Source organism: Lacrimispora amygdalina (genome assembly GCF_003432035.1).
Classification (GTDB): Bacteria; Bacillota; Clostridia; order Lachnospirales; family Lachnospiraceae; genus Lacrimispora; species Lacrimispora amygdalina.
Map to the genome: position 1 here is coordinate 46,300 of NZ_QOHO01000025.1, position 25,798 is coordinate 72,097.

Genomic DNA, 25,798 nt, shown 5'->3' on the forward strand with positions numbered 1-25,798 from the left:
TGCATTTTAATTGAATTAATATACACCCTTTTTAATTTAAAGATTCTATCAGCACTTATCCGTTCTGTCAACCTTAAAGAAACTTGATAGATAGTTCATCAAGTTCAGAACGAAGTCTGAAATCGGCACATTTTGATGCAATTGGGGAAAAAAGCCGCAACGTATCCTCTGCCCTTCTTTTCCATGTTGCCGGATCCACAAATTCAATTGTTCTCATGTTATGAAGACGGTCAGAAAGTGCTACCAACGCTCCCCTGTCATCCGAACTTACATGTGTACGCTCAAATTCTTCGTAAGATAAAAGAATCTCACAAATTACAGGTCCTGCATCTTCAGCAATTTTTTCCTTATACTCTCCCTGCCATACATCATGAAGAAGTCCGGCACAGACAGTATTTTCATCGGTTCCCATATCCGCAAGGATGATTGCCACATTTAACGGATGGGTAATATATTCCTCTCCGGATTTTCTTTTCTCTCCCTCATGTAATACTTCCGCCAGTTCGTATATTCTTCTTAACCTGGCATTGTCATACTCTGTTTTATTTTCTTTTAATGTAAGGCGCAGAATCTGCCACAATTCCTCCGGTTTTAAATACCTCTGTGTTGTTTTTATATAAGCTTCCATCAATTGTCTGTCTCCTTTCACTGAGGCATCACGAACGTAGAAAGCCCGCAGTAAAACAGGGGAGTATCCAAATACAGAGGTGAAGGATTTGGTAAATCCGCTGTGGGTTTCCCAGCCGTAGTCCAGAGCTGCATCAAGAATCCGCCTCCCTTTCGCGATCTCCTTTGCAGCTGTTAAAAGCTTTCTCTGCTTTACATATTCCATGGGAGATATGCCGAATTTTCTTTTGAAACATCTGGTAAAATAGCCGGCGGAATAACCTGCCCATGCAGACAGCTGAAGGATGGTCAGCTCCTCTTTTATGTGCTCATCAATGAAAACAGCAACCATGGATATTCTGTCATTGGCTCCCATTTTCGCCTGCCTCCTTTCTTTTATTCCACGTGGTAGCTTTATTATATCGGATAAGAGAGAAATCCGCTGTTCCAAAACTGATTTCTTTTTTATATATTCGAACTGGAATCTTCAGGAATCATTGTTCTAAAGCCTCACTAAAAAAGAGCATCCGATTTATACAACCGGACACTCCGCATTTTTATTTTTGCTGTTCCAGCACAGCAGATAGTTTTTCCACCATCTCGTCTACATGTTCTTTTTCAATTATAAGAGGGGGGACAAACCGTATTATATTGGTACCTGCACTGATTATAACCAGCTTCTGCTCGATCAACGCCTGACTGATAATAGAGGAAACCGGAACCGTAAATTCCAACCCCTGAATGAGGCCCAGCCCCCTTCTTGCTGTGATAATCTCATACTTATCTTTGAGTTTTTCCAGTTTTTTGGTCAGGTAATCCCCCATTTCCTTTACATGATTCACAATATCCCGCTTTTCAAACAGTTCCAAAACTTTGTATGCTGCAGCAGTTACAAATGGATTGCCTCCGTAAGTAGTTCCATGATCACCAGGCACCATAGCAGTAGCCGCTTTTCCTGCTGCCAGGAATGCCCCAATGGGAACTCCGTTCCCCAGTGCCTTTGCAACCGTCATCACATCGGGTTTCACGCCGTATTGCTGCCAGGCAAACATAGAGCCTGTGCGGCCCATTCCGCACTGAATTTCATCAAGGATTAACAGTATATCATTTTTATCGCAAAGCTCTCTTACGCCGGATAAAAATTCCTGGGTTGCAGGGTAAATCCCGCCTTCTCCCTGTACAGTCTCCATAATAATGGCGCAGGTTTTTTCATTTACAACAGCCTTCACACTTTCTAAATCATTGAAATCGGCAAACTTAATTCCGGGTATTAAAGGCTTAAACGGCTCCTGATAATGATCATTACCGGTTACGGAAAGTGCACCAAGGCTTCTTCCGTGAAAAGAATGGTTCATGGCGATAATTTCATGGTCATGACCGCCGTCTTTGTTATAAGCGTATCTTCTGGCTATTTTTAAAGCACCCTCAATGGCTTCCGTTCCGCTGTTAGTGAAAAACACTTTATCCATCTGAGATGCCTTTAAAAGCAGTTCTGCCGCCTCTACAGACGGTACATTATAATAGAGGTTTGAAATGTGAAGCAGTTTATCTACCTGAGCCTTTACTGCCTCATTAAATTCCGCATCATTATATCCAAGACCATTTACTGCGATTCCCGCATAAAAATCCAGGTATTCATTTCCGTCTGTATCATAAAGCCTTACTCCGTCCCCATGGTCAAAGACAACTGGAAAACGGTTGTAGGTCTTATAAATCTCTGATTCCGCCTTATCGATATATTCCTGTTTATTCAGCATGATAAAAACGCTCCTCTCCCGGGCTTACGATTGCAGTTCCGATTCCTTTATTGGTGAAGATCTCAAGCAGCAGGCAGTGGGGAATTCTTCCGTCCATAATATGTACTCTGGACACCCCGTGGTTCATGGCATCTATGCAGTTTTGAAGTTTGGGGAGCATTCCGCCTCCAAGAGTTCCTCCGCTTACGAACTCCTGAGCGTCTTCAATGGACATTTCAGAAATTAAAGAATCTTTATCCTGAAAGTCCCTGTAAACGCCCTCCACATCCGTCAAAAAAGCCAGTTTTTCTGCCTTCATGGCGGTTGCAATGGCACATGCCGCGTCATCCGCATTAATATTATAGGTTTTAAAGTCCTCATCAAAGCCTACCGGACAGATGATTGGAAGAAAATCTTTTTCCAGAAGATCGTTGATGATCTGGGTATCAACCTCTGTGATATCGCCTACAAAACCAATGTCTTCACCGTCTGAATAACGTTTCCGGCATTTTAGCATCATGCCGTCTTTTCCGCTGATTCCCACAGCCTTAACTCCCAGCTCATTGACAAGCTGTACCAGGCTTTTGTTCACCCGGTTTAATACCATCTCTGCAATCTCCATGGTTGGTTCATCCGTGACTCTTAAGCCATTGACAAAATGAGGTTCCATACCGGTTTTCTCCACCCATCTGCTGATCTCTTTTCCGCCGCCGTGGACGATAATGGGCTTAAAGCCTACCAGTTTTAAAAGTACCACATCCTGGATTACCTGTTTTTTCAGTTCTTCATCTACCATGGCGCTTCCGCCGTATTTTACCACAATCGTTTTTCGGTTAAACCTCTGTATATAAGGAAGTGCTTCAATTAACACTTCGGCTTTCTGCATAATGCTCTGATCCAGTTCCATTTATTTTTCCTCTCCTTCTTACGGTCTGATTTCAAATGCTTAAGAACGGTAATCTGCGTTGATCTTTACATAGTCAAAGGTCAGGTCACAGCCCCAGGCCGTTGCAGATGCATTTCCCATCTTGATGTCAGCGATGGCAGTCACTTCCGGCTCCGATAATATCTTAGTCGCCTCATCTTCACTGTAAGGAAGTGCCACACCATTTTCAATGATCTGAAGCTTTCCTGCTGCACTTTCAAAATACAGATCCACCTTTTCCGGATCAAAGGATGCTCCGGAATATCCCATGGCGCAAAGAATGCGTCCCCAGTTGGCATCGTGACCGAATATGGCTGCTTTTGTCAGGCTGGAGGTGATGACTGATTTTGATAATGTAACAGCCTGTGCCTTTGTCTCCGCGCCGATAATTTTCACTTCAAATAAAGCAGTACAGCCTTCTCCGTCCCCTGCCATCTTCTTTGCCAGAGTTTCATTGATGAAATTAAGTGCTTTTATGAATAACAGATAATCTTCATTTTTTTCCGTAATTTCCTTATTTCCAGCCATGCCGTTTGCCAGAAGGAGAACGGTATCATTGGTAGAAGTATCTCCGTCTACGGAAATCATGTTGTACGTATCTTTGATATCTTCCCTTAACGCTTCCTGCAAAAGTTCCTTTGAAATCGCAGCATCCGTGGTAACAAAACTTAACATGGTGCACATATCAGGGTGGATCATTCCGGAGCCCTTGCACATGCCTCCGATGGTGATGGTGGCTCCCCCTGCCTCAAACTGAACTGCCACTTCTTTTTTTACTGTATCGGTAGTCATAATGGCCTGTGCTGCTGCTGTTCCGCTCTCCTCACTGCCATCAAGGATAGCAGACATTGCTTTCACTCCCGCTGTGATGCGGTCGATTGGAAGCTGCATACCAATTACTCCGGTGGAAGCAACAAGTACCGAATCTTCCGGTATGGAAAGGCACTCAGAAGCGGCCTTTGCCGTCTGGCTGCAGTAGGAAAATCCTTCTTCACCGGTACATGCATTGGCAATACCTGCATTTACCACAACCGCCTGTGCAAAGGGAGAACTGGTCACGATCTCCTTATCCCATTTGACAGGGGCTGCTTTTACAATGTTGGTAGTAAAGGTCCCTGCCGCCCTGCATGGAACCTCACTGTAAATCATTGCCATATCGTTCCGGTTGTTCTTATATTTAATGCCTGCTGCCGTTGATGCAGCTTTAAATCCCTTCGCTGCTGTTACTCCTCCGCTTATCTGCTTCATAATTATATTTCCTCCCTGTCTCCGGTAATGGTATCCTGTCCTGTCAGCTTACAAAATCAGTGCGGTTATCCTCACTGATGGCCAAATCATAGTAATTTAAATCATCGCGGAATGTGAATCTTTCCTTCCGCCAGAAATTATTTCCCAAAAGGTTGGAACGAAAGGCAATCAGATTAACTTTATTAATTCCCTCTTTTCTCAGTCGGCTGACGGCTTCCAAAACCATCTCATGACCGACTCCATGCTTTCTGTATTCTTCTGCCACACATACATGATATAACGTTCCCCTGCGCCCGTCATGACCGCATAAGATAGAACCGATCACGGTTTTGTTATTTACTGCTACCACGCTTAAATCCGGATTTCTTAGAAGAAACCGACTGATTCCTTCCTTAGAATCATCAACAGCGCGGATACCGAACCCCTTAATTCCGGACCAAAGTGCAAATACCTGGTCATAATCTTCTATTGTCATTGATCGTATTATCATTCTTTTTTCCTTTATCATTACGCTTTCATTCAAACAGCTACGGAAACATGGGGATCAGCTTCAGTCCCTTGTTTTCCTCCAGTCCAAACAGAATATTCATGTTCTGCACTGCCTGCCCGGCGGCTCCCTTTACCAGATTATCCATGGCGCCCATCATTACAATCCGGTTTGTTCTTGGATCAATCTTAAAATTCACATCAACGAAGTTGCTGCCTTCCACCCATTTTGTCTGAGGCGTCACATCTTTTTCCAGCACCCGGACAAAGAATTCTTTGCCATAGTACTTATCATAAACGGATTTTACTTCTTCATAGGAAACCTGCCTGGTTAACGATGCATAGGCAGTTATTAGAATACCTCTGTTCATGGGAACCAGATGCGGTGTAAAACTGATGGTTACCGGTTTTCCTGCCCCGTAAGAAAGCTGTTCTTCAATCTCCGGAGTGTGTCTGTGTACACCGACCCCGTAAGCTTTGATGTTCTCATTCACTTCACAGTAAAGATTGTCAGTCTTCGCTCCTCTTCCCGCTCCTGACGTTCCTGATTTTGCATCGATGATAATTGTATCAGGATCAATCAGACCTTCTTTTACCAGGGGATAAATGGAAAGCTCAGAACAGGTGGGATAACAGCCCGGATTGGCTATCAGTCTTGCATTTTTAATCTTTTCCCGGTTGATTTCCGGAAGTCCGTATACCGCTTCCTTTATATATTGAGGTGATTTATGCTGGATCTGGTACCACTCTTCATAGATTTTCACATCCTGAATCCGAAAGTCCGCACTTAAATCAATGACTTTGGTCTGTGATAGAATGTGTTCATTTAAGGCAGCTGCCAGAAAGCCCTGGGGTGTTGCCGTAAAAATAACATCCACTTTCTCTGCCAATGCTTCTATATTATCATCCATGCAGGAATCGCTGACGATTTCAAACATATTCTGATAAATGGAAGCGTATTTCTGGTCCACGTAGCTTTTCGATCCGTACCATTTAATCTCCACATCATCTCTCTGGAGTAAAAGTCTTGCCAGCTCACCGCCTGCATATCCGGTTGATCCTATAATTCCTGCTTTAATCATCGTCATCGCTCCTTACCATTCTCTATTTTGTATCGGTCATCCGCTCTCCATTCATGAGCGATTTGCCATTCCTTTAAGGATTTTCATAATTATACATCTCTTTTGTATATTATGCAAGATGTTTTTATATTTTTCATTTTACCCTTGCATTTTTCCCGGTTTTGTTGTATATTTATGTAAGTTCAAAAAGAAAATATACAAAAACCATTGAGGAGGAATCATATATGAAAGAAAAAGTAATTTTAGCCTATTCCGGCGGACTTGACACCACTGCCATTATTCCATGGTTAAAGGAAAATTTTGATTATGAAGTAGTCTGCTGCTGCATCGACTGCGGACAGGGCAACGAGCTTGATGGTCTGGAGGAGAGAGCCAAATTATCCGGAGCTTCCAAATTATATATAGAAGATCTGGTAGATGACTTCTGTGACAACTACATCATCCCCTGTGTACAGGCCAATGCAGTTTATGAGAATAAGTATCTTCTGGGCACTTCCATGGCTCGTCCGGCCATTGCAAAAAGACTGGTTGAAATTGCAAGGAAGGAAGGCGCTACTGCCATCTGCCACGGAGCAACCGGGAAGGGCAACGACCAGATCCGTTTCGAACTTGGCATCAAGGCTCTTGCTCCTGATTTAAAGATTATCGCACCATGGCGTATGACCGATGTATGGACCATGCAGTCCCGCGAAGATGAGATCGAATACTGTAAACAGCACGGAATCGACCTTCCGTTCTCAGCAGACAACAGCTACAGCCGTGACCGTAACTTATGGCACATCAGCCATGAAGGCTTAGAGCTGGAAGATCCGGCTAATGAACCAAATTATGATCACCTTCTGGTCCTTGGCGTTTCTCCTGAAAAGGCTCCTGATGAAGGGGAATACGTGACCATGACCTTTGAAAAAGGCATTCCTGTCAGCGTAAACGGCGAAACCATGAAGGTTTCCGATATTATAACAAAATTAAATGAGCTGGGCGGAAAGCACGGCATCGGTATTGTGGATATCGTGGAGAACCGTGTAGTAGGCATGAAATCCAGAGGAGTTTATGAAACTCCCGGCGGAACCATTCTCTTGGAAGCACATCAGCAGCTGGAAGAGCTGGTTTTAGACCGAGCTACCATGGAAGTGAAAAAAGATATGGGTAATAAATTTGCACAGATCGTATACGAAGGAAAATGGTTCACACCGCTTCGCGAGGCAGTTCAGGCATTTGTTACTTCCACACAGGAATATGTCACAGGAGAAGTGAAATTCAAACTTTATAAAGGTAACATCATCAAAGCAGGAACCTCTTCTCCTTACTCCTTATACAGCGAATCTCTTGCTTCCTTTACCACCGGTGATCTCTATGATCATCACGATGCAGACGGCTTCATCACTCTGTTCGGTCTTCCGTTAAAGGTTCGTGCAATGAAGATGCAGGAACTAAAAAAATAATCATTTCTAAATAATAACAGGAATTGTGGCTGACATCTAATTCAGCCCAATTCCTGTTTTTCTCTCTGAATAGCAGATCATTATTCACAATAACCGGACTCAAAAAGATGGAAAAATCCCACATAATGTTTAATCTTTTTTTTCTTGTCCATGACAATTGACAGCCAGATACTCTTGATTTATAATTGCTCTGATTACATAAGATAAAATTTTGACAAAAGAAGAAAAAGAATAAAACCAGATCAGGAGAAAAACACATGTCGCAGGAAAAACACTTGCCCACACCAGGCAGTAAGAAGCCGATAGGAAAAAACATGGGCAAAAATTCTATCAAACGCAAGCTTCAAATCAGTATCGCAGCATTGTCAACCATTATCACATTACTTTTCGGCACCGTCAATTCCATTATCGTCTATCGGGATGCAAGGAACAACATGCAGCTTAGAATCCAGGAAAACACCAACGCATACAACCATTCGGTAGAAAACGCTATTCTCATTTTTAAGACTAAAATTGAATCAATTTCAAAGGACAGCAGAATCAGAACCTCCACAGGCGCATCGGAACAGCTTAAGAAAGACTTAGCCCAGCTGGCAAAGGAATATGGATTTGATTCCATAGTCGTCAGCGATCCCAAGGGAATGACTTCCGACGGAACAGATATCAAAGAAAGGGAATACTTTCAGAAATCCACAAACGGGGAAACCTACATCTCCTCTCCCCTTTTAAGCAAAGCAACCGGTCAGATGCTTATGATTCTTTCAGCCCCGGTTAATGGGGACGGAAGCAAGGGCATCGTATTTGCACGACTCTCCTGTGATTCCTTCAGCAAGATGATTAATGACATTTCCCTTGGAAAATCAGGTTACGGATTCATCGTGGATAAAACAGGAACCGTTGTTGCACATAAAGATCAGGATAATGTAAACCAGCAGTTAAATTACATAGAAACTGCCAAAACAGATTCATCCTTTTCTGACGCTGCAAAGATGGTGCAGAACATGATAGCCGGTAAGCCCGGTATCGAATCGATTCATCATAAAGGAAGTCAGCTTACCGTAGGTTATGCCCCCATTCCTAATACAGACGGCTGGTCCATCGGTGTGGCGGCAAAAACCTCCGAACTCATGGAAGGTTTCTACATCTCAATCTTCATTATGATACTTTTTATAGTTGTATTTTTGATCATCGCTTTGATTTGCGCAATCAGGATTGCCTCTCCTATTGTTAATCCGGTCATTAAAATGGTGGACAGACTGGAGCTTCTTTCTCAGGGTGATCTTCATTCCGAGGTCCCGGAATATGTGAGCGACGATGAGATCGGCACTCTGTCCGCTTCTTTAAAATATACCGTTTCTTCTCTCCGCTCCATTATTAATGATACCACAACTGTTTTAGACGGCGTAGAGAAAGGGAACTATACCCTGACCATTGAATCGGATTACAAGGCGGATTTTATCCGTCTTAAAACCTCCATCAATGGAATCATTACCAATTTAAATACCATTTTCGGAAATTTCCGAGACTCCATTAATCAGATTTCAAACGGAGCGGATCAGATTTCCTCCGGAGCCCAGCTTTTAGCTTCCGGTACAACCGAACAGGCGGCTACTGTGGAAGAGTTAAATGCATCCATTTCCAATGTGGCTCATCATGCGGAAGAAAATGTGGTTACCGTTTCAACAGTAAATGAATATGTAAAACAGACCGGAATAGAGCTTACAAAAGGAAATTCCTATATACAGAATTTAAACCAGGCCATGAATGAGATAGGAGAAGCTTCAAAGAAAATCACAAATATCACCAAAGTGATTGAAGATATTGCATTCCAGACCAACATTCTGGCACTGAATGCCGCTATTGAAGCAGCAAGGGCCGGAGAGGCAGGAAAAGGCTTCGCTGTTGTTGCAGATGAAGTACGCAATCTGGCTGTTAAGGTATCGGAAGCAGCCGGAGAAACTTCTTCCCTGCTGGCTCACTCCTCTTCTCTCGTAGAAAACGGAGAAACTTTATCACAGGAAACAGTGGAAATACTGAAAGGTCTGGCTGATAAAGCTGACTTCCTTGGCGAATCCATGGAAAAGATCCGCAGTGCGTCTGCAGAACAGGTAGATGCCATCCAGCAGATCAACACAGGCTTAACCCAGGTATCATCCGTAGTTCAGACCAATGCGGCAACTGCAGAGGAAAGCTCTGCATCCAGTGAAGAGTTAGCAGCCCAGGCACAGACCATGAAAGATGAAATCAGCTGGATTCAGCTGATGGATGACAAGGTTTCTGAAAAAAAGCAGATCAGTGAACCGGTATATGAAGCAGCAGAAGAAACAGAATTACCGGAAGCTCCGGTCATAACAGATAAATATTAATTATAAAAATACCGCCAGTTCCGGCGGTATTTTTTTATAAGTACACATATGGAGGATTTTTAAGACGGCAGATGGTAACAGCCGTAGCCTGCCTGATTGCCGGAATAACTGCATCCGGATAAGCATACCATCATGGCGGCTGACATTGTCATCTGTAACAGGATCTTTTTATTTCTTCTTTTCATGCTTATTTCTCCGTCTCCCTGGCAGTCATTTCTTTTCGCAGGTCAGATATCATTCTTTAATATATACAGTCCATAGGTATCCTGTGTTTCTGTATCATAGATAATGGACAGGTATACGTTGTTGTACTTAAAATGGGCATCTCCGTTCTGGTCACTGACCGGATCTTTTAATACGTCTTTAAATCTGTCAATTTTTTCTCCCAGCTTTACACCAAGAATATCAAACTGCGGATCCATGACCAAAATCTGCTCCGCTGTCCTGTAATTTGTATGATCAAACCATATGCGTATTCCGGCATTTTTAAATTCCAGACCTCCCTCATCGATTTTCTCCGGCTCTTCACCCAGGGATTTCACCAACTCTTCTTTCGTAAGGCCGAGAAGCCCGATATAACGGTCTAACAAAGCCGGTTCTGTTTCTGTTTCTGTTTCTGTTTCTGTTTCTGTCACAGCTGCTGCCGAACTTTCTTTTGTAACATCATTCTGGCTTACCTGTACGGCAGTTGAAGCTTCAGTATTTTCGCCTGTCCTGTCCTTTTGCTGTAAGCTGCAACCGGTAACTTCCATCATACTTATAAGCAACAGTACAGTCAGTAACCTCCTGTTGTATTTTTTATCCATGATTCGTTTCATAACTATCCTCCTTGGAATTTTATTCAAGTATAACCCACTATGCCATAAAATTGTTTACAAAGACATTACAATTTCATGATTCTTTTCCAAATAAATTAAGGAGCGTCCTATAAACGCTCCCCATGTATTTCCTGTCTTCAATGATCTTTAATTATCACCGGCGTCTCCCAGTTCGTTCAGCCTCTCACCGGATATGCGGTATACGGTCCATTCATCCATTGCCTCCGCTCCCATGGAACGGTAAAAGTCGATACTGGGCTGGTTCCAGTCCAGACACCACCACTCCAGCCTTCCACAGCCCCGTTCTCTGGCAATGGCTCCTAATTTCTTAAAGATTGCCTTTCCAATTCCCTTTCCTCTGTATTCAGGCTTTACAAATAAGTCTTCCAGATAGATTCCGGCTCTGCCGAGAAATGTGGAGAAATTATGGAAAAATAATGCAAATCCTGCTTCTTTCCCATCTGTTATTGCAAAGATTACTTCTGCCTTTTTCTGCCCGAACAGCCAGTCTTTTAAAAGTTCTTCTGTGGCAACCACTTCATCAAGCATTTTCTCGTAATCTGCCAGTTCTTTAATAAATTCCAGAATTAATGCTGTATCTGATTCCTGTGCATATCGAAACGTCAGTTCCATTTGCTTCCTCCTCGTGTGCATCTGTATTCATTCAGTATACCTTATTTATTTTCTTTTTTCCAGAACATGCTTAATCCGGGGCATCATTTTTTTTGTATATAAATATCCGCTCTCCATGCATTCCTCCATATATTCAAAGGTCAAAAGCCCAGATCCTTTGGGAATCGGCGGCTTTAAAAGAAGAATTTCACCGCTGGAACGGCAGTCCTTTAACTCCCTGCTCATGATGGAAAAAGAATGGAACGAGATCTCCATAATGGAATGATCCTTTGGCATCTCATATGCTTCCCCGATATCAACTGCAATCACTCTTGATTCCCCTGTGGAAATAAGTAAATCCACCGGAAGGTTATTGGTCACGCCTCCATCCACCAGTAAAAAACCATTGATCTGCCTTGGGCAGAATACAGCGGGAACGGAAGAGCTTGCCATCATAATATCGCATAAAAGTCCGTTTTTCTGCCACTTCACATTTTCTTCCCGAAGCGCAGATATGGGGACCTTTTCCTGAAAAAGGTTGGTAAAAACAACGGTGTTGCCGCTGTTTATATCAACAGCCGGTATCAGAAGCCCCTTCACGCAATCCTGTATCTCCAGCCCATCGGTTAAATCACAGAGAAAACGGGAAAGCCGGTTGCCCTTAATTAATCCCGTTAAAGATGTATTTCTGTGAAGCAGTACCTGGGGCAGAAAGAGGATGACTCCAATTATATTGGGATCTATATAATTTTCTCCATGCTTTGCCAGCCAGCCCACTGTTTCTCTCAACTTACCAATCCCCATTCCGGTAGCGTAAAGTCCAGCCACAATACTTCCGGCACTGGCCCCAGCAATCCGGTCGGGTAAAAGACCGTTTTCTTCTAACGCCGAAAGAACACCTACATGAACTGCTCCTCTGGTTCCTCCTCCTGCTAATGCAAGCCCATAATCCGCCATGTTTTTCTTCTCCTTGCCTGGAAGAAACGTTTCAGGAAAATGTATGCTTTTTCCACTTCATTTATGACCTGGAGAGGAGTACAAAAAAACAGCGAAAAGCCGGAAAGCATATGGGATATAATCCTTCCGCTTTCCGGCTTAACATCTGTAATCTGATTCATTTTAAAAGATGGATATCAGTTGCCGCCTGCATAATAGGCATCTATCCCATCTGCGATCCCTTTTGCAATCTTGTCCCGGTAATCATCCGTCGCCATCTTCTTATCTTCTTCTACATTACTCATAAAGCCCATCTCAACAATGGTTACTGGTATCTTGCACCAGTTAATTCCGCTCATGGAATCTGTCTCCTGTACGCCCCGGTTTTTAAATCCGGTCTGACTGCAGATTCCGTTTACCACTGTTTTTGACAGCGCTGAGCTTTTACCGTACAGGCTGCCGTTATAAGGATTCCTGGAAGTCTGGCACATCGTCAATGCTCCGGCTATGGAACTGTCATTTAAGGAATTGGCATGAACTCTAATGAAAATATCTGCTCCGCTTTCATTGGCCATTCCGGCACGCTCTGCATTGCTGATATTCACATCATCGGTCTCACGGATCATATAAACCCGGTATCCTCTGTTAAGCAGTTCCTGCTTTAATTTAAGGGAGACTGCCAGAGTCAGCTTGTACTCCGGTATTCCGGTTGCAGTTCCCTGGGTTCCTGATGCTACCTTTGGTTTCATCTGGGATGAACCCGGACCAATGGGTTCTTTCTGAGAATTCCCCTTTGCCTGATGTCCCGGATCAATGGCAATCAGCCGTCCGTTTCCGCTTCCGGATATGGAAGGGGTCTGTGCTTGATCAGCCGGTTTGTCCGTGGATAAATAGCGGGAAGACACATAGCATTCTTTATTCTCATAGATGACACGGCTCCAGCTCTGGCTGTATCCGGTTCGTTTCAGTGCAGCCCCCTGATTAAGGGTAACAGCTATCTGGCCGGAGACAGATGGCTGTGTCCTCACATTCACCCCGCTGCCTGTCACATAGACTGTCTCGTCTGCTTTTTGAAACTCCGGAGCGGTCTCCGTTGTTACAGCGGCTTCGTGGGAGCTTTTCTCGGCCGTCTTTCCGTCTTCATCCCCGATGGTTACAGGGTTACTCTGCGTTTCCCCGCTTATCTCCCCTTTTGCTTCCTCAACAGCAGGAGTCGGTATGGCTTCATACTTTTTTCCGCAGCCGGAAAGCAGTAACACACACAAAAGCAGGGCCGGGAATATCCATCTGATTGTTTTTTTGCTGAGTATCACAGTATGGTTCCTCCTCCCACTACATACTCGCCCTGATAAAATACCACGGCCTGTCCGGGAGTAATCGCTCTCTGCGGCTCCTCAAACCTGCATTCTACCACGCCATCCTCCACTTCTTTTATGGTACAGGGGGCGCCCTTATGGCTGTAACGGATCTTTGCCATTACCTCCATCTCTTCTCCATGAAGACCATCAACCGCCATCCAGTTTAAATGTCCGGCGCGGAGAGTGTCAGAATAGACATCCTCTCCTTTTCCAATGACCACTTCGTTTGTCTCAGGGCGTATCTCCACCACAAAAACCGGATATCCAAGAGATAAGTTTAAGCCCTTTCTCTGTCCGACGGTGTAGTGAGTAATTCCTTTGTGACGTCCGATCATCTGGCCATCCAAATCCACAAAATCACCTTCCGGCGCTCTCTCCCCTGCGCTCTCTTCAATAAATCCGGCATAATCATGATCCGGTATAAAACAGATCTCCTGGCTGTCCGGTTTGTGAGCTACGTTAAGATTGATCCGGTCAGCAATCTCCCTGATCTGATCTTTGGAATAAGCTCCTACCGGCATCAGGGTACGTGACAGCTGATCCTGGGTTAAGTTATAAAGTGCATATGTCTGGTCTTTCGCAGCAGTTACAGACTTTTTAAGGGCATATCTGCCGTTTGGAAGCCTGTCAATCTGTGCGTAATGACCTGTGGCAATATAATCGGCTCCAATATCCAGGCTCCGCTTTAAAAGAGATTCCCACTTGACATAGCGGTTGCAGGCGATACAGGGGTTGGGAGTCCGTCCTCTCTGGTATTCCTCTACAAAGTAATCGATGACCTGTGATTTGAACTCTTCTTTAAAATTCATAACATAATAAGGAATTCCAAGATCCCAGGCAACTCTTCTGGCATCGTCTACGGCACTGAGGCCGCAGCATCCTCCGTTCTCTTCCTGAGTCACGTTATCCTCGTCCTGCCAGATCTGCATAGTTACGCCGATTACGTCATAGCCCTGTTCCTTTAACAGCCAGGCTGCAACGGATGAATCCACGCCTCCTGACATTCCTACTACTACTTTCGCTTTACTCATAGTATTCCATTTCCATTAATATTCTTCTTCTACTTCTTCCTCGCCGATATCAGACTTTGGCTTCTTTAAGCCTTCAATCTCAATGCCATGCTTGGTTGCATAATCCCATAAAGCAGCATGGATTGCCTCTTCGGCCAGTAAGGAGCAGTGGACTTTTACAGGGGGCAGCCCGTCAAGTGCCTCACATACGGCCTTGTTGGTTACCTCCATGGCTTCCCGAACTGATTTACCTTTTACCATCTCTGTTGCCATGCTGCTGGTAGCTACCGCCGCACCACATCCAAAGGTCTTAAACTTTACATCCTGAATAATCTGGTTCTCATCAATGTCCAGATAGATTCTCATAATATCGCCGCATTTTGCATTACCAACAGTCCCCATGCCGCTGGCGTTCTCTATTTCACCCACATTTCTGGGATGCTCAAAATGATCCATTACTTTTTCTGTATACATATTCTATATTCTCCACTTTCTGGTAATTCATCTACCCTGTACTAGTTCCCCTGGTGCTTGATATAATCCTCATAAAGAGGAGACATGCTGCGAAGCTTCGCCACGATCTCCTTGATGGCTTCCACAACGTAATCCATCTCTTCCCTGGTATTTTCCTCGTCAAGAGTCAGGCGAAGAGAACCGTGGGCGATCTCATGGGGGAGGCCGATTGCCAGCAGCACATGGGACGGATCCAGGGAACCTGACGTACATGCAGAACCGCTGGATCCGCAGATTCCTTTCATATCCAGCATAATCAGTAAGGATTCTCCTTCAATAAACTGAAAGGCAAAATTTACATTATTGGAAAGGCGGCTCTTTCTGCTGCCGTTAATTCTGGTGTATGGAACCTCTTTCCTAACACGTTCCATCAAATATTCACGAAGCTCTGTCTCTTTGCGGGTTCTTTCTTCCATTCCTGCCACTGCAAGTTCCACCGCTTTACCGAAACCTACGATTCCGGTTACATTCTCTGTTCCTGCACGGCGCTTTCTCTCCTGGCCGCCTCCATGAATAAAGGAACGGGACTTCACTCCTGTTCTGATATATAAAAATCCGATTCCCTTTGGTCCGTTAATCTTATGACCGCTGGCGCTTAACATATCAATGTGGTATTCATCTACATTGATGGGCACATGACCGAATGCCTGAACTGCATCGGTATGGAATAAGATCTTATGCTCCTTTGCAATCTCACCAATTTCCTTAATGGGTTCAATGGTGCCGATCTCGTTATTGGCAAACATGACAGAAATGAGGATGGTGTCAGGACGAATGGCTTTTTTCAGCTCGTCTAACTTTATGGAACCATTCTCATCTACATTCAGATAAGTGATATCAAAACCGCGTTTCTCTAAATACTCACAGGTATGGAGCACGGCATGATGTTCGATTTTACTGGTAATGATGTGTTTTCCTTTTTCTGCATAGGCTTCTGCTGTTGCAATGAGAGCCCAGTTGTCGGATTCAGAACCGCCGGCTGTAAAATAAATCTCGTTTGCCTTGGCTCCAAGAGAATTCGCGATGATCTCTCTGGATTCCTGAACCGCTTTCTTTGAAATACCGGAAAATTCGTATACGGAAGATGGATTACCATAATATTCCGTAAAGTAAGGCAGCATGGCTTCTACGACCTCTGGTCTGGTTTTGGTCGTCGCTGCGTTGTCTAAATAAATCAGTTGCTTCATATTTGTTAGTTCCGCCTTTCTGTAGTTCTAAAGTTAAAAGCTTCATCTACATTTTCTATTATACACACATTTCCTAGAAATTCAATAGGAATGATTCTCATTATGAATATGTCATGAAGAAAGAACAATTTCCATATATTTATAATAATTCTCTTTTTCAGGAGATTTCATGAATGATTCCCTAAAGATCCCCAGAAAACTTTCAAAAAGAAAATATGCGCTACTGACCGGCACGCTTCTTCTTACGTCAGCCGGGCTCATCACCCGGGTGCTGGGCTTTTTTTACCGGATCTTTCTCTCCCGTACCATCGGAGCTGAGGGTCTGGGTATTTTTAATCTGATTCATCCGGTTTTTGGGATCTGCTTTGCTCTTTGTGCAGGTTCCATTCAAACCGCCATATCCCAGTCCGTAGCCGCTAATGTGAAGAAAGGCCGTTCTGTATTTCGAAGCGGTCTGGTCATTTCAGTGGCTATTTCCATGATACTGGCTTATTTCATTATTCAGTTTAAGGACTTTATCGCAGGTTCCATATTAATGGAGCCGCGCTGCGCCCCTCTCCTTACGTTTCTTGCCGTATCGGTTCCCTGCGCAGCAATCCATGCCTGTATCAACGGTTACTATTATGGTATGCAGCGACCCTCCGTTCCGGCATTGGCCCAGATTATGGAGCAGATCATAAGAATCGGCGCGGTTTTTCTCATTGCCGACATTATGATCCGGTCAGGAATTACCATCACGGTCCAGCTGGCGGTCATGGGACATTTAATCGGGGAAATTGCTTCGTCTTTGTTTACCGTCTTTGCCTACCGCTTTTTCCCGCCGAAAATGGCAAACGACTTTGCTTATGACTCCTCCCATTTCAGCAATACCGCACCGGGACTCCTTCATCTTGCACTTCCTCTCATGGGAAACCGGCTGGTTTTAAATGTTCTTGCCAGTGCAGAGGCCATACTCATCCCAAGCAGGCTGCAGATGTCCGGTCTCTCGGATTCGGCCGCATTTTCCGTATACGGAGTATTAACAGGAATGGCACTGCCCTTTATTTTGTTCCCTTCCACCGTATTTAATTCCCTGGCAGTGCTTTTGCTGCCCACTGTGGCGGAAGCCCAGTCAGAGGGGAATGAGAAACGGATCGGAACCGCTATTTCCATGTCCCTGCGCTACTGTATGTATGTGGGGATTCTCTGCATCGGAATCTTTACTTTATTTGGTAATGACTTAGGAGTGAGCGTGTTTAAGGACAGCTCCGCCGGACAGTATATGACTGTGCTGGCATGGCTCTGCCCTTTTCTTTACATGGCTACCACCATGGGAAGTATTTTAAACGGGCTTGGCAAAACCTCCATCACCTTCACCCAGAATGTAATCGCCATGACGCTCCGGCTCCTGTTTGTACTTTTTGGTATCCCCCGGCTGGGAATATTCGCTTACCTGGTGGGTGCTTTGGCAAGTGAGCTGCTCCTGGCCTTCATGCATGTGCTTACTTTAAGGAAAATGGTGGATTTTGTGTGGAATGCATGGGATATGATCGCAAAGCCATCGGCACTCATGCTGCTGGCAATCGGAATCTATTACGCCGCCTTTTCCTTTCTTGATCCATTTGCAGGTCTGCCCCTGTTTATTAAAACGGCGCTGCATATTTTAATCTTAAGTACCTTTTATCTGGTACTGCTGTTTGGGGCTCACGTGATGAAAAATGACGGTGAATAAAGGCGTATAGGACAGTTTTGGTATTCCTTGCGTTCAATTTAATGGTATAGTATAATACTTATATATTTACCGTGATCTTATTTTAAAGAATGTTTTGCGCCAGGCTGAATCAAAGGAATAGAGCTATCTTAGTAAAACGCAAGACAACGGTAAAAAAGGAGAATGTGGATTCCCATGGATATAAAAGAAGCCTGTTCCTGTATTGAGTTTTTTCAAAACATATCAGAAAAATCAACTGCTGCACTGATGGCCTGCGCCAGCCTCCGGCGTTTTCCCAAGGGCGCCCACTTATTCTGGGATAAGGAAATGAACCAAACGCTTTATGTAGTAGTAACCGGTTTCGTATCCCTGTATAAAATCAACTCCCAGGGAGAGAGGAAAACCATTTTTCTTCTGGGAAAAGGAGAATTGGTGAACGAAGAAGTCTTGCAGAATATGCCCGCTTCCATTAACTGTGAAGCCTTTGAACCATCTCTGGTTCTGTGTTTTGGAAAGATGGATTTTCTGGAGGTCATGCGTCATGATTTTGAACTGACGAAACTGATTCTTGATTCCCTGGCTTTAAAAAACCGCCGCTTATACCGCCAGTTAAAAAATACCTCCAACTCCGTACATGGGGAAAAGAAGATCGCTGCGAAGCTATGGCGGCTGTCTAAGGATTATGGCATTCCCGATGAGGAAGGAACCTTAATCAATATGGATTTAAGCGTTACGTATCTGGCCGATATGCTGGGATCCAGGCGGGAAACCGTATCCCGTCAGTTAAAGCATTTAACCGAACAGGGGCTGGTCCGGGTCCAGCGGGGAAAATTTATCATCCCTGACCGGGATGCCCTGTCTGTTTTTTTTAAGTCACCGTGATTTAGATCACGGTGATTTTTTTATTTATTGATTATACTGGTTTTGTGGGTAGTTTGATAAAAAATAAACAAAGGAGGTTGTTTATGTTTCAGGAAGAATATTCAACATTAGCAAAAGCAGCGGAAAACAAATCAAAGTTTCTTAAAAACAATCCTGTTGGTTACTGGGTTGCGGCCATGCTGGCAGGCATTTATGTTGGTTTTGGAATCCTGCTTATTTTCACGGCAGGAGGAATGATTTCAAACCAGCCTTACGTCAAGATTATTATGGGCGTCTCCTTCGGCATCGCTCTCAGTCTTGTTGTTATGGCAGGTGCGGAACTTTTTACCGGCAATAATTTAGTTATGGCCGGCGGTGTTTTCAGGGGTACGGTCACATTTGCACAAGCGGTAAAGCTGTGGGTGGTATGTTTACTTGGAAACTGGGCCGGTTCCATACTCCTTGCCCTTATTTTCTGGGGTGCCGGACTGGCAAAGGGACCTGTGGGAGAATTCATGGCCAATACCTCTGCTGCAAAAATGGCACTTCCCCTTATTCCGCTCTTTTTAAGAGCAGTTCTTTGCAACATTTTAGTGTGCCTTGCTATCTGGTGCGGCTTCCGCTGCAAATCAGAAAGCGGGAAATTAATTATGGTATTCTGGTGTCTCTTTGCGTTCATTACCAGCGGTTATGAACACAGTATTGCAAACATGACACTTCTCACTGTGGGAATCTTAAGTCCAGGCGGAGCGGCTGTCTCTCTTTCCGGATATTTTTATAATATTCTGGTTGTAACCCTTGGCAATATGGCCGGCGGAATTTTATTTACGGCTGTTCCATACTATCTGATTTCCGGAAAAAAGGAGGCTTAGCATGGGATATATTCTGAATGCAAAAGACATTAATGAGGTATTTCGCCAGTGGAAAAAGGATTCTGTCATCTATGCTCCAGTGCTGTTGAAAAACGGCGGCGCATTTTCCGATACAGACTCGGTTCATTACGGCGAAATCCAGTCCATAGAGGAAATCGTCTTTGATAAAAAATCCGATTTTTCATTTAAAGAGATTCTTCTTCCAATCTCTGAAACCTTATTCTATTTTACGGAAAATTCTGTGAAGGAACCGGACGCCCCTGTGAAACAGGCCATCATTTTTGTGCGCAGCTGCGATCTTCATGCAGTAAAACGCTTAGATACCATGTATCTCCATAACGGAGCGGAGGACCCTTATTACAAACGCCTCCGGGACCGGGTTAAATTCGTACTTATGGGCTGTAAAGAATCCTTTGAGAGCTGTTTCTGTGTTGATATGGGAACCAACCGTTCAGACGACTATCATGCTTCCATGGAGTTTTCTAAAGAGGGAGTAAGAATTGATAATAAAAATCCGGAGTGGGATGAGTTGTTTGCTGCTGTATGCGCAAAACAGGAGGTTGTCTCCCCTTCCTATGTAACTGAAACACAGACACAGGTAAACATTCCCCAGTCTCTCTCCTTAGATGTCATGAAGTCATCCATGTGGAAACAATATGACAGCCGCTGCATAAACTGCGGTCGGTGCAACTTTGTATGTCCAACCTGTACCTGCTTTACCATGCAGGACATTTTCTATACCGATAACGGTAAAGCTGGAGAACGCCGAAGAGTCTGGGCTTCCTGTATGACAGATGGTTTCACCGATGTGGCCGGCGGCGGCAGCTACCGCCAGAATAATGGTCAGCGCATGCGCTTTAAGGTTATGCATAAAGTATATGATTACAAAAAACGCAACGGTATTCATATGTGCGTGGGCTGCGGCCGGTGCGACGATGTCTGCCCGGAGTACATCTCATTTTCCCACTGCATCAATCAGCTGGAAGATGCCATGAAGGAGGTAAATGGAAATGAATCATAATGAATATCTTCCCTTCCGTTCTGAAATCAAAGAGGTAATCCGTCATACGGACATTGAATACACATTCCGCATGGCGTATCATGGAGACGTGAAACCGGGTCAGTTTTTCGAGGTTTCCATTCCTAAATTCGGAGAAGCTCCTATCTCTGTCAGCGGCATCCGGGAGGATTCGGTGGATTTAACCATTCGCCGGGTCGGAAAGGTGACCGGGGAAATCTTTGAGCGGTATCAGGGAGACAGCCTTTTTTTAAGAGGGCCTTACGGCAATGGATTTGACATAGAAAATTTCCGTGGAAAAGAACTGCTGGTCATAGCCGGCGGAACCGGACTTTCTCCAGTCAAAGGTGTGGTTGACTATTTTTCCAGCCATATGGAAGAAACAAAGGGTATGACCCTCATCGCCGGATTTAAAACACCGAAGGACATTCTTTTTCTGGAAGACTTCGGCAAATGGAAACAGGCGATGGAAGTCATACTGACCGTTGACTGCGCAGATGACGACACTGCCTGCCAGATCGGACTGGTCACCCAGTATATACCTAAATTAAAGCTGAAAAATAAAGATGAAACCACTGCAATCGTGGTGGGACCTCCTGCCATGATGCGTTTTACCACTCAGGGACTTTTGGATATCGGACTGAAAGAAGAAAATATCTGGATTTCCCATGAACGGAAAATGTGCTGCGGAATCGGCAAATGCGGACACTGTAAAATTGATGACACCTATGTGTGCCTGGACGGACCTGTCTTTCCATTTACCAAAGGCCGCAAACTCTTGGATTAGAAAGGGGAACGTCTTATGGATATCAATACAAAGGAACTGAAAAAAAATGCTTTCCGGGTAACGAAACACAGAGGCCTTACCGCCTCCCGCATCCGTGTTCCCGGCGGTCACTTAGAAGCCAGATTTTTACCAATGATTCAGAATATTGCCGATACTTACGGAAACGGCACGGTACACATTACCTCCAGGCAGGGGTTTGAGATCCCCGGAATTCCATTTGCGGATATTCCAAAGGTTAATGCCCTCCTCCAGCCGATTATAGAAGGTCTGGATATTAACCAGGAAAAATCGGGGCAGGGCTACAGCGCTGCCGGAACCCGGAATATTACCGCATGTATCGGCAACAACGTCTGCCCTTATGCCTGCTACAATACAGCTGAGCTGGCAAAGAAAATCGAGAAAGCGGTTTTCCCAAACAACCTCCACTTTAAAATCGCACTCACCGGCTGTCCCAACGACTGCGCCAAGGTGCGGATGCATGATTTCGGCATTATGGGAATGACACTTCCCCACTACGATGCAGACCGGTGTGTCAACTGCGGCGCCTGTGTGAAGGCATGCAAACGGAAATCTACAGGGGCTCTTGAAACAGTAAACTGCAAGGTGGCACGCAATCATGAGACCTGCATCGGCTGCGGTGAATGTGTTCTTGCCTGCCCGACCCGTGCCTGGACCAGGAGTCAGGAGAAGTTTTACCGTCTCACACTTCTTGGCCGGACCGGTAAGAAAAACCCCCGCATGGGCGAAGATTTCATCAAATGGGCAGACGAGGACAGCATTTTAAAAATTATTCTCAACACCTATGATTATGTGACAAAATACATTGATACCACCGCTCCGGGAGGGAAAGAGCACATCGGTTATATCGTAGACCGGACCGGATTTGAGGAATTCTACCGGTGGGCGATGAAAGATGTTTCTCTGCCGGAAGAAGCAAATGTGTATAAGCCCCTCTACTGGAAGGGTGTTAAATATTAGGTCTTAGAATTACAATTGTATTTTTATACGAATAAGATCAGGGCAAGAATTCATTTCATAGAATTCTCGCCCTGATTTTTTTCTTCCTGATAAAAATTACCCGCTTTCCATACCTGCTTTATGAAATAAGAAAAGTATTGACATTTTCAATCTACAAATGTAAACTATTAATTATGTTTACATTTGTAGATTGAAAAAGGAGGATTAAAATGAAACATTTATTTACACAAAAAATGATTGCTGCTGCATTCGCATGCGCTTCTGTATTAGCAGTAATGCCCATATCAGCCAATGCTATGGCAAATAAAAGCGCTGCTGTTGTTGAATCACAAACTTACCACAACAATAAAGCAGCCAAATCAACAAAGATGGAATGGATCCACGAAGGTGGCAAATGGTATTGTAAGATAGATGGTAAATATGTAAAAGGCTGGTTAAGGCATGAAAAAAACTGGTACTATTTTGACAATCAGGGAGTTGCGGCTGTTGACACCACCATAACCATCGATGGCAAAAAATATTCGTTTGACAGTATTGGTACCTGCACAAACATAAAACATTCAAAATAACTAACTATATTATAATGGTGTTAAAACTACAAATGTAAACTATTAATAAATTCTTCTGCATAAGCAAGCCTCCGGTGTAAGCACACTGGTATAAAAATTGCTTTGGTAAAAATTGTTTTTCCCTGCATCCCACTATATTTCTGCAAAATATCTGGTATAATTATAACAGAATTTTAACAGTCAGTATAAGGGGGAGCTTATGTCCAGTGCTATGTTTTTCAGTCTTCTTTTAAATATCGGTCTTCTTGTCCTGATTGCCGCTCTGCTGACCAAAATCCCTATCGTCCGGAGCATGCTCCTTTATGATAAACATTCAGCCGGCTGCGGGATTATGCTTGCATTGATATTCGGCTCAATCAGCATCATATCAACTTACACGGGTGTCCGCGCCCAGGGAGCCATCGTCAACACCCGGGTAATCGGAGTGCTGGCTGCCGGCCTTTTAGGCGGTCCATATGTGGGAATGGGTGCTGCACTGATCGGAGGTATTCACCGTTATCTGTTTGACATTGGAGGATTTACCGCAGCAGCCTGTGCTGTCTCCACTCTGGTTGAGGGTATTGCAGGCTCCATATTCTCCAGCCGGTTTAAGGCAGGAAAAATTGGCAGTACCGGAGTCTTTTTTCTTACAGTTTTTGTTGAGTTTCTTCAGATGGTGATTATCCTTCTCATTTCACGGCCATTTTCTGCAGCAGTCCAGCTTGTGAAGCTGATCTCACTTCCCATGATGACCATGAACGCACTGGGAATGCTGGTATTTCTCGGTACTTTTAATATGGTATTTTTAGAGGAGGACAGCCAGTTTGCTGAACGTATGCGCCTGGCTCTTGGAATCGTGGAACAAAGTCTTCCTCATCTGCGCAAGGGCTTACACAGCACCCAGGATATTCAGGCTGTTGCTGAAATTATCTTTCAGTCCACCAGCTGTTCTGCCATCTTAATTACTGATTCGGAAAAAATTCTGGGTATGAAAAAGAATTCTGAACTGACAGATATGCAGGAGAATTCTGTCCTTCCTCCAATACTCGCCTCCACTCATGACCGTAAGCCAACCGTATTTCATTATGCTGGAAAAGGGGATCCACTGTATTCCGTTCTAAAAAACCATGTGATTGTTGCAGCACCCATTATTGAAATGAATCAGGTTACAGGCAGTCTTACAATGGTTTTAAAAAAACACTGGCAGCAGTCCCAGTCCGATTTAAATTTAGCCTCAGAACTGGCCAGGCTTTTTTCCACCCAGTTTGAGCTGTCCGAACTAGAGTACCAGAAGAAATTACGGCAAAAAGCTGAATTAAAAGCGCTGCAGTCCCAGGTCAATCCCCATTTCCTGTATAATTCCCTCAACACTATCTCCTACGTCTGCCGTGAGAATCCAGACAGAGCAAGAGAACTTCTCCTTACCCTGTCTTCCTATTACAGACAGACACTGGAGCATAATTCCTACATGCATGCACTTAAGACAGAGCTTCAACATATTACCAGCTATTTAGAGCTGGAAAAGGCCAGATTCGAAGAAAAACTGCATATTGAAATTAAAACTGACGAAAAAGTAAACTGCTTTATTCCGGCTTTCATACTTCAGCCATTAGTGGAAAATGCCATTCGCTATGGCTTTGATAAAAACGGAAACCGTTATGTGTCCATCTGTGCCTGTATGGAAGGAGCATTCATAAAGATTTCGGTTTCTGACAGAGGGCCTGGGATCCCTGAAGCAATCATACACCAGTTATATCACGGGGAACATTACGGAGGAGTAGGTCTGGAAAATGTCCATAAACGGCTAAAAAGCATTTATGGACAGGAGCATGGGCTTCATATCCAAAGTTCCGATTCTGGCTCTGACATTTCTTTCACCATTCCGGCTTCATCTGAATCAAAATATGATGATGAGGAGTATGCTGTAACCAGGGAAAAAGATGTCCTAATGGAAAGAAGGGGGATTTACCTATGAAAATTGCAGTCATTGATGATGAACGCCCGGCACGAAAAGAACTGATACATCAGATATTAACGATCATGCCTGACAGCGAAATTATGGAAGGAGACAGCGGCAGTGCCGCACTGGAACTGTTTGGCCAGCATCTTTTTGATATTCTTTTTCTGGATATCAGCTTAAACGATATGGCAGGAACAACACTGGCGGCAGCAGCCAGGAAAATGTTGCCTCATGCCCAGATCGTCTTTGCAACCGCGTTTTCCCAATATGCAGTCCAGGCATTTGAACTGGGAGTGAATAACTACATTTTAAAACCCTTTGATCCGGAGCGGTTACGCCGGATTCTTGAAAAATGCAGACATGATTTAGAGAATCCTCAGAAAAAGGAGCTCTCTTTCCCTGCACATAAGCTTCCTATTAACGTAAACAGAACCATTATTCTTCTTGATATCAGACAGATTGTCTACATAGAGACATGCTGCCGAAGCTGCATTCTTCATACTGTAACCAGGGATTATACGGAAAACCAGCTGCTGGGCGAATATGAGAAACGACTTTCTTCTTATGATTTTTACCGGATTCACAAAAGTTATCTGATTAATTTAAATTATATATCCGAAATGTTTCCATGGGCCAATAACAGTATGGCAGTTAAAATGCAGGGGTTCGAGAAAGAGATTCTCCCCGTAGGAAGAGAAAAAATCAAACAGCTCCGGCAGATCATTGGTGTTTAGCTGCCGTTTATGCATAAATACCTAC

25 protein-coding genes are annotated in these 25,798 nt (G+C 44.2%); 11 read left to right on the forward strand and 14 right to left on the reverse strand.

Features of this window, described 5'->3' with window-relative positions:
- Positions 1-73: 73 nt before the first annotated feature.
- From DS742_RS08715 to argC, 6 genes are all read right to left on the reverse strand, one after another.
- The gene (locus DS742_RS08715; RefSeq protein WP_117416604.1) at positions 74-982 is read right to left on the reverse strand and encodes a helix-turn-helix domain-containing protein; all 909 of its coding nucleotides are present in this window, start codon (positions 980-982) and stop codon (positions 74-76) included.
- A 181-nt stretch (positions 983-1,163) separates the two neighbouring features.
- Entirely contained in the window at positions 1,164-2,360 is a 1,197-nt protein-coding gene (locus DS742_RS08720; RefSeq protein ID WP_375340384.1) for an aspartate aminotransferase family protein, read from the reverse strand.
- Positions 2,353-3,249 (reverse strand): acetylglutamate kinase, encoded by an 897-nt coding sequence (argB, locus tag DS742_RS08725; RefSeq protein WP_117416606.1) that lies wholly within the window; start codon positions 3,247-3,249, stop codon positions 2,353-2,355. The genes DS742_RS08720 and argB overlap by 8 nt, the downstream gene beginning before the upstream one ends.
- A 39-nt stretch (positions 3,250-3,288) precedes the next feature.
- Positions 3,289-4,515, reverse strand: coding sequence for a bifunctional glutamate N-acetyltransferase/amino-acid acetyltransferase ArgJ (gene argJ, locus DS742_RS08730; RefSeq protein ID WP_117416607.1), 1,227 nt, complete (start codon positions 4,513-4,515; stop codon positions 3,289-3,291).
- Between the two features lie 43 nt (positions 4,516-4,558).
- A complete protein-coding gene (locus DS742_RS08735) occupies positions 4,559-5,005 on the reverse strand; it encodes a GNAT family N-acetyltransferase (RefSeq protein WP_117416608.1) in 447 nt (148 codons plus the stop codon).
- A gap of 37 nt (positions 5,006-5,042) precedes the next feature.
- Positions 5,043-6,083 carry an N-acetyl-gamma-glutamyl-phosphate reductase gene (gene argC / locus DS742_RS08740; RefSeq protein WP_117416609.1) on the reverse strand — a complete coding sequence of 347 codons (1,041 nt, stop codon included), beginning with the start codon at positions 6,081-6,083 and terminating at the stop codon, positions 5,043-5,045.
- Between the two features lie 224 nt (positions 6,084-6,307).
- Between argC and DS742_RS08745 the strand changes: the two genes are divergently transcribed.
- Positions 6,308-7,525 (forward strand): argininosuccinate synthase, encoded by a 1,218-nt coding sequence (locus DS742_RS08745; RefSeq protein WP_117416610.1) that lies wholly within the window; start codon positions 6,308-6,310, stop codon positions 7,523-7,525.
- A gap of 257 nt (positions 7,526-7,782) precedes the next feature.
- Positions 7,783-9,891, forward strand: coding sequence for a methyl-accepting chemotaxis protein (locus DS742_RS08750; protein WP_117416611.1), 2,109 nt, complete (start codon positions 7,783-7,785; stop codon positions 9,889-9,891).
- A 59-nt stretch (positions 9,892-9,950) separates the two neighbouring features.
- On the opposite strand, the gene DS742_RS29765 is transcribed toward DS742_RS08750, so the two are convergent.
- From DS742_RS29765 to nifS, 8 genes are all read right to left on the reverse strand, one after another.
- Positions 9,951-10,076, reverse strand: a complete 126-nt coding sequence (locus DS742_RS29765; RefSeq protein WP_278335949.1) for a hypothetical protein — start codon at positions 10,074-10,076, stop codon at positions 9,951-9,953.
- Positions 10,077-10,118: 42 nt separating this feature from the next.
- On the reverse strand, positions 10,119-10,709 hold the full coding sequence (locus DS742_RS08755) for a hypothetical protein (protein WP_117416612.1): 591 nt from the start codon (positions 10,707-10,709) through the stop codon (positions 10,119-10,121).
- A 147-nt stretch (positions 10,710-10,856) separates the two neighbouring features.
- Positions 10,857-11,342, reverse strand: coding sequence for a GNAT family N-acetyltransferase (locus DS742_RS08760; RefSeq protein WP_117416613.1), 486 nt, complete (start codon positions 11,340-11,342; stop codon positions 10,857-10,859).
- Between the two features lie 45 nt (positions 11,343-11,387).
- A complete protein-coding gene (locus DS742_RS08765; protein WP_117416614.1) occupies positions 11,388-12,278 on the reverse strand; it encodes a patatin-like phospholipase family protein in 891 nt (296 codons plus the stop codon).
- A gap of 176 nt (positions 12,279-12,454) precedes the next feature.
- Positions 12,455-13,570, reverse strand: coding sequence for an N-acetylmuramoyl-L-alanine amidase family protein (locus DS742_RS08775; protein WP_242996433.1), 1,116 nt, complete (start codon positions 13,568-13,570; stop codon positions 12,455-12,457).
- Entirely contained in the window at positions 13,567-14,646 is a 1,080-nt protein-coding gene (mnmA, locus tag DS742_RS08780; protein WP_117416616.1) for a tRNA 2-thiouridine(34) synthase MnmA, read from the reverse strand. The genes DS742_RS08775 and mnmA overlap by 4 nt, the downstream gene beginning before the upstream one ends.
- A gap of 15 nt (positions 14,647-14,661) precedes the next feature.
- Positions 14,662-15,099 (reverse strand): Fe-S cluster assembly scaffold protein NifU, encoded by a 438-nt coding sequence (nifU, locus tag DS742_RS08785; protein ID WP_117416617.1) that lies wholly within the window; start codon positions 15,097-15,099, stop codon positions 14,662-14,664.
- A 41-nt stretch (positions 15,100-15,140) separates the two neighbouring features.
- A complete protein-coding gene (gene nifS / locus DS742_RS08790) occupies positions 15,141-16,325 on the reverse strand; it encodes a cysteine desulfurase NifS (RefSeq protein WP_117416618.1) in 1,185 nt (394 codons plus the stop codon).
- Positions 16,326-16,494: 169 nt separating this feature from the next.
- Between nifS and DS742_RS08795 the strand changes: the two genes are divergently transcribed.
- The 9 genes from DS742_RS08795 (at position 16,495) to DS742_RS08835 (ending at position 25,773) form a co-directional block, all read left to right on the forward strand.
- Positions 16,495-18,036 (forward strand): polysaccharide biosynthesis protein, encoded by a 1,542-nt coding sequence (locus tag DS742_RS08795; RefSeq protein ID WP_117416619.1) that lies wholly within the window; start codon positions 16,495-16,497, stop codon positions 18,034-18,036.
- A gap of 174 nt (positions 18,037-18,210) precedes the next feature.
- Positions 18,211-18,897, forward strand: coding sequence for a Crp/Fnr family transcriptional regulator (locus DS742_RS08800; protein ID WP_117416620.1), 687 nt, complete (start codon positions 18,211-18,213; stop codon positions 18,895-18,897).
- An 83-nt stretch (positions 18,898-18,980) separates the two neighbouring features.
- Positions 18,981-19,748, forward strand: a complete 768-nt coding sequence (locus DS742_RS08805; protein WP_117416621.1) for a formate/nitrite transporter family protein — start codon at positions 18,981-18,983, stop codon at positions 19,746-19,748.
- A 1-nt stretch (position 19,749) separates the two neighbouring features.
- Positions 19,750-20,769, forward strand: coding sequence for an anaerobic sulfite reductase subunit AsrA (gene asrA, locus DS742_RS08810; RefSeq protein ID WP_117416622.1), 1,020 nt, complete (start codon positions 19,750-19,752; stop codon positions 20,767-20,769).
- Positions 20,759-21,553, forward strand: a complete 795-nt coding sequence (asrB, locus tag DS742_RS08815; RefSeq protein WP_117416623.1) for an anaerobic sulfite reductase subunit AsrB — start codon at positions 20,759-20,761, stop codon at positions 21,551-21,553. The genes asrA and asrB overlap by 11 nt, the downstream gene beginning before the upstream one ends.
- A gap of 15 nt (positions 21,554-21,568) precedes the next feature.
- Positions 21,569-22,531: a sulfite reductase subunit C gene (gene asrC, locus DS742_RS08820; RefSeq protein WP_117416624.1), complete on the forward strand. Its 963-nt coding sequence runs from the start codon at positions 21,569-21,571 to the stop codon at positions 22,529-22,531.
- Between the two features lie 209 nt (positions 22,532-22,740).
- Positions 22,741-23,100, forward strand: a complete 360-nt coding sequence (locus DS742_RS08825; RefSeq protein WP_117416625.1) for a hypothetical protein — start codon at positions 22,741-22,743, stop codon at positions 23,098-23,100.
- A 199-nt stretch (positions 23,101-23,299) separates the two neighbouring features.
- Positions 23,300-25,054 (forward strand): LytS/YhcK type 5TM receptor domain-containing protein, encoded by a 1,755-nt coding sequence (locus DS742_RS08830; protein WP_117416626.1) that lies wholly within the window; start codon positions 23,300-23,302, stop codon positions 25,052-25,054.
- A complete protein-coding gene (locus DS742_RS08835) occupies positions 25,051-25,773 on the forward strand; it encodes a LytR/AlgR family response regulator transcription factor (RefSeq protein WP_117416627.1) in 723 nt (240 codons plus the stop codon). Before DS742_RS08830 ends, DS742_RS08835 begins: the two co-directional genes overlap by 4 nt.
- Positions 25,774-25,798: the final 25 nt, after the last annotated feature.